Consider the following 4,120-nt stretch of genomic DNA (forward strand, 5'->3'; position numbering starts at 1 on the left):
CACCCACGCGATCATCGGCGCCGTGACCGCCGGATATGACACCAGCGAGCACGACATGTATCCGGCACTGCACCACCGCCTGGATCCGGCGATGCTGCTCATGGCTGACCGCGGCTTCTTCAGCTACACGGCGTGGAAAGACAGCTCAGCAACCGGCGCGCAGCTTTTGTGGCGGATGCGCGCGAACAACATCCTGCCCGTGACCGAGGAACTGCCCGATGGCTCCTACCTCTCGGCCATCTACCCCGACACCAAGGCCCGCCGCAACAACACCGGCGCGATCCCCGTCCGGGTGATCGAATACACCGTCACCAGCGGCGAAAACACCAGCGATTTCCGGCTGATCACCACCATCCTGGACCCCGCCCAGGCACCGGCCGATGACCTGGCCGGACTCTACGCCCGGCGCTGGGAAATCGAATCCTGCTTCGATGAACTCAAGACCCACCAGCGTGGACCCTCCATCGTGCTGCGCTCCAAAACCCCGGACGGGGTCCTGCAGGAAATCTACGGATACCTCTGCGCCCACTACGCCCTGCGATCCCTGATCGCCGACGTCGCCCACCAATTCGAGGAAGACCCTTTACGGCTCTCCTTCACACGCACCCTCCGGGCAGCCAGGCGGACCATCGCCGGGCCCCCGGCCTTTTCCCCCTCACCAAGCTAAAGACGCATTCGTGCTCTTCGCCACGGAGATCCTCCACGAACTCCTGCCCCAACGAAGACCCAGAACCAACCCCAGGGCCGTCAAACGCAAAATGTCCAACTGGCCACTCAAACGCATGCCCAAGAAGCCTAAGTAAACGGCATTGCGCCTAGACCAGCGGTTTGAGCGCCATCAGCACGACCACGGAGGGCGGGCACCGCTGCTGCGGTCCCGCCCTTCCATGATGTGAAGAATAGCTTTGGTTCCAGCTGTCTCAGCGGGCCCATCGCAGTGCGGGAGTGGCGCTGGTGAAGCGGTCCCACGCGCGGCCCAGGCCCCAGGTGTGGCCGGCGGAGGTTGCCGCGAGCGCAATGAGGACGGCGGAGTAGATGATGTGCTCATCAATGACCGGATTGTTTTTCAGTGGCAGCGAGGAGAGCCACATCAGGGCGAGCATCGCGCAGCCGCCAATTGCGGCCGTTCGCATTCCGATGCCAAGTACAAGAGCCGTGCCCAAGCCCAGCAGCCCGAGCATGAAGGCCCAATCGACCAGGGGCTGTCCGGCCAGCGGCTGGAAGGTTCCGGCCAGCGCTCCTTCGAGACTTCCTAGGTAGCCTGCCGTTGGTGAGCCCCCGGCTAGCCATGCTTTGTCCGGTGATGTGGCGAAGCCGAGGCCCAGGACCTTGTCAACGAAGGCCCAGAGGAAGACGGACCCCAGAAGAATCCGGACAATGGCCAAGGGCTTGGCCCCCGGCCGTCTTGCAGGACCCTGCTGCTGGCTGCGGCGGCTGGTTTCAGTGTTATTCGGGGCATGCTTAGCTTCGAGTACCGACATATTTGCCTTTCGATTGCGCGGCAGGCACCACAGCAACTTCTCTTTGTGTGTCAAAACTGTCCTGGTGTGCCGACCCGCGGCACAGCGGATCGAAGATCTTTCGATGCTGTGGCGCGCTTGCCCGTTGACGCGCGGGATCGCGAAGGTGAAGAACTAGAGAGCCGGTCGACGGCGGTGCACCGCATGTGGCGGCAGTTAGTGAGCCCAGGACTGTGCAGAGCGAAAGCTGCTGAGAATGCCTGTTTCTTAGGAATCCGCTATTGAGGATAAACACTCAGGAGAACGAGCTGGATTGCCGCCCTCTCCATGGTGTATCACACACTCTACCGAGAAAACGTCGAATAGTCACAATTCGGTAACGAGAAAAGTGGTTGACAGCCTCTAACGAGGAGTGGGATTAGGACCCAAGCAGGTTCCGCAGGTAGTGGGCAAAACCGCTTGGCGCGCGGCCTTCTTCACGTGCCGAAGTGACTGCCCGCATGGAGTCTACGGCTGTCCAAGGCACCCCGCGTTCCTTGATCCTGTTAATTAGGTCAACGTCCTCCCCCACCTCAAGCGGGGCAAATCCCCCGGCCTCCAGGTAGATGGAGCGGGCAAATCCTAGGTTGGCTCCGTGAACTTGAGCATGATTGTCCCTCAGCGGATTGCGGGACTGCCACTCCCCGCGCCGCTGATCGTCAAGTCCCGGCCCTGGCACAACGGTTCCCAGCACCAGCGCATATCCCAGGGCAGCCAGCCTGCATTGTTCGGTCAGCCAGTTTTCGGGAACCGCGGTGTCAGCGTCGGTATTAGCAATCCACAGGCCGCGGGAAGCGGGAGCGGCCCGAATCCCTGCGTCCCGTGTACGGCCCACCACCCCAAAATCCACCGTCACAACCTGCGCTTCTGGGAAGCCTGCGACCACGAGGGCTGAACCGTCGGTACAACTATCCAGAACCACTGTGACGGTGACAGCAATCTGTGGCAGTGTCTTCTGGAGCGCAGCGCGTGCATTGCCTACGGCTGTGAGACACCCGGCCAGGTACTCTGCCTCGTTACGCGCCGGAATGACAACGGCAACCCCGCCGGGAATCACAACACACCGGTCCGGCGCGCTACTGACACAGCAGGTGGACGGACCAGTACATCAATCCGGAAGTCCTCTTCCGTATGCGAGGCCAATACCGAAAGACCGGAAGTATCGAGGAACGCTGCGTGAACTGCGTCGCCGTCAAGCACCCAGCCGTCCACCGGATGACGCCAATGGCAGAGAAGCACCACCCCGTTCCCGGCCAGGGATTGCACGGTGCGGACCACCGTCTCCCGAAGTCCGGCCGGGCTGAGGTAATACCCGGTCTCGGAAAGCACAATGAGATCGAAGCTGCCCTCGGGCCAGTGTTCCGGGATGGTGCCGACCCGCGCTTGCGCCTTCGGAAATTTCTCGAGCCGAGCGGCGGCGTGTTCCACCGCCGTCGGGCTCATATCGAGTGCCACCAGCGAGTTGGCCCGCTCCGCGAGTTCCGCCGACAGGACGCCCACCGAGCATCCGAGCTCCAGCACACTGGCGAAACGCTCCTGCGGCAGCAGCGCAAGGATGACCGCCCTCTTCCGGCGTTCATAGAACCGATCCACGTAGCCCCAAGGGTCCTCGCTGCCGGCATGGAGACGCTCAAACACCCCCACACCCTCCGTCACCACAAATGCCTCGAATTCACGTTTGAAGTGTTCCAGCACCGCTTCGTTGAGCATCACCTCGTCGCCGGCGTCAGGGGACAGCGGAGCGGTCTGACTGGTATGCAGCAGGAGCGCCGACCGCTTCAATTCCCGGTCACGTGACTCCAGCCGAAGCACCCGAAGGCCGTCCCAGGGAACCTCTGCGGAGCCGGGTTCGGCCCAGTGCCACAGCCAGATGGGATATTCGAGCAGCGGCAGCCCGCGCTCATGTGCAAGGTGCCGGGCCGCCCGGCCTGCCGCGTCATGATCAGGGTGTCCGTCCCGGTGCCACGGCGCAGCGAGTAGCGTCCGGTCGGCAGAGCCGGTGTCGAGCACTGCCCGGAGCGGACCTACGACGGCCTCCTCGTGCAATGCGCCATCCGCCAGGTCGAGGAAATGGACGGTGGCCTGCGGAGCGAGTACGGCGACGGCATTGCTCAGTTCGACACGGCGCATCGCGGCCAGCCGCTCCGGTGAGTGCGTGGGCGAACCGGGATGGGAAGCCTCGCCGTTGGTGGCGATAACGACGTCGGCCGCAACACCAAGTCGCGCGAGCCGGGTGAGTAATCCGGCGGCGGCGAGAGTCTCGTCGTCCGGATGGGCAGCCAGTATGACCACCCGCTCCGGAAGCCTTCCGCTGAAAAGAGCTTCGATATCGAGTTGACGCTCGGCCCGCCAGTCCGAGCGCCATGCGCTCTCCGGGGTGCCGGCGTCGTGATGGGTGAAACTCACCATGGTGCGCCTTCTCCATCAACGAGCGCCCTGCCAAGTCCAACTGCATCCCGTTCGGCGTGGTGCTGGCGAAGGTACACCTGGAGATCAGCGACGCGGCGGGCATGTTCCTCCTCCTGCACTAGTGGCGCGGGCCCCAGGGCATGGCCACATGCCGCGATCACAGCCTCAGCCGACTCTGCGACCACGGCCCTAACGCGGGATGCAAGCAGGGC

The 4,120-nt window shown here is 63.4% G+C and carries 4 protein-coding genes and 1 pseudogene; 1 reads left to right on the forward strand and 4 read right to left on the reverse strand.

The window, feature by feature from the left end; genetic code table 11:
- On the forward strand, nt 1-667 hold a 667-nt coding region (locus Y708_RS0110810; RefSeq protein ID WP_028279952.1), incomplete at its 5' end, for an IS4 family transposase.
- Between the two features lie 253 nt (nt 668-920).
- On the opposite strand, the gene Y708_RS24335 is transcribed toward Y708_RS0110810, so the two are convergent.
- The 4 genes and pseudogenes from Y708_RS24335 to Y708_RS30420 form a co-directional block, all read right to left on the reverse strand.
- Nucleotides 921-1,481 (reverse strand): DoxX family membrane protein, encoded by a 561-nt coding sequence (locus tag Y708_RS24335; protein WP_051478904.1) that lies wholly within the window; start codon nt 1,479-1,481, stop codon nt 921-923.
- Nucleotides 1,482-1,878: 397 nt separating this feature from the next.
- Nucleotides 1,879-2,556, reverse strand: a complete 678-nt coding sequence (locus tag Y708_RS0110820; protein WP_028279953.1) for a glycosyltransferase family 2 protein — start codon at nt 2,554-2,556, stop codon at nt 1,879-1,881.
- Entirely contained in the window at nt 2,553-3,908 is a 1,356-nt protein-coding gene (locus Y708_RS0110825) for a PIG-L family deacetylase (RefSeq protein ID WP_028279954.1), read from the reverse strand. Before Y708_RS0110825 ends, Y708_RS0110820 begins: the two co-directional genes overlap by 4 nt.
- Nucleotides 3,902-4,120 (reverse strand): annotated as a pseudogene (locus Y708_RS30420) (acyl-CoA dehydrogenase); the annotation flags it as partial. The gene Y708_RS0110825 and the pseudogene Y708_RS30420, both read right to left, overlap by 7 nt.

The sequence above is a fragment of the Arthrobacter sp. H5 genome, from assembly GCF_000520595.1.
Taxonomy (GTDB): domain Bacteria; phylum Actinomycetota; class Actinomycetes; order Actinomycetales; family Micrococcaceae; genus Arthrobacter_D.

Bases quoted from the DNA above. Each gene is read 5' to 3' on its own strand.
- Y708_RS24335 (WP_051478904.1), bottom strand. From the start codon at position 1,481: ATGTCGGTACTCGAAGCTAAGCATGCCCCGAATAACACTGAAACCAGC.
- Y708_RS0110825 (WP_028279954.1), bottom strand. From the start codon at position 3,908: ATGGTGAGTTTCACCCATCACGACGCCGGCACCCCGGAGAGCGCATGG.